Source organism: Streptomyces sp. GbtcB7 (assembly GCF_019091445.1).
Lineage (GTDB): Bacteria > Actinomycetota > Actinomycetes > Streptomycetales > Streptomycetaceae > Streptomyces > Streptomyces mirabilis.
The window spans coordinates 1-236 of the sequence record NZ_JAGXJM010000633.1; the positions used below are offsets into that span (position 1 = coordinate 1).

1 pseudogene is annotated in these 236 nt (G+C 78.0%); it reads left to right on the forward strand.

Annotated features, from left to right (window positions below):
* Positions 1-236 (forward strand): annotated as a pseudogene (locus KVT44_RS57070) (4-(cytidine 5'-diphospho)-2-C-methyl-D-erythritol kinase); the annotation flags it as partial.

A 236-nucleotide genomic window follows, 5' to 3' on the forward strand; every position in this document is an offset into this window, starting at 1 on the left:
ACGACCTCCAGTTGGCCGCCGTCCACCTGCGTCCGGCTCTCGCCGACGTGCTCGACGCGGGCCTGGCCGCCGGGGCCCTGGGCGGACTCGTGGCGGGATCGGGCCCGACGGTCGCGTTCCTCGCGGCCGACGAGGCGCACGCGGACGGGATCGCGGCCCGTCTGGCCGAGCAGGGGCACACCTCCCACGCGGTCACGGGACCGGTCGCCGGCACGCGGATCCTCTGGCGCGCGTCG